Here is a 283-nt window from a genome sequence, read left to right as displayed (position 1 = left end):
CGCCCTTGCGGCCAGCTATGACCGACGAGCCGACAGCGGCATGGCCGCGGGCAGGTTCGCTGCATTCCGCATCTGGATCAATGCGGGAGACGTCGACGTCCTAGCGTTGTGTCTTGATTTCAAGTTTCGCCGTCGGAAAGTCGAAACGGACGGAGGAGGAGTCCGGTTTCCAGGATATGACGGAATGGTGCTCGCGCGATCCGAAGGGCGGTCCCGGCAGGGGCCGGCTCGTGAACTCGTAGAGCACATCGGGCCCGCTTACCCCGATCTCGAACCATCGCCT

At 62.9% G+C, this 283-nt stretch carries 1 pseudogene; it reads right to left on the bottom strand.

Annotated features, from left to right (window positions below):
* Positions 1-100: 100 nt before the first annotated feature.
* Positions 101-283, bottom strand: a pseudogene (locus CH341_RS35510) (Tsi3 family protein); the annotation flags it as partial.

This window comes from Rhodoplanes roseus (assembly GCF_003258865.1).
GTDB classification, from domain to species: Bacteria; Pseudomonadota; Alphaproteobacteria; order Rhizobiales; family Xanthobacteraceae; genus Rhodoplanes; species Rhodoplanes roseus.
This window is presented reverse-complemented; position numbering and strand designations above follow the sequence as displayed.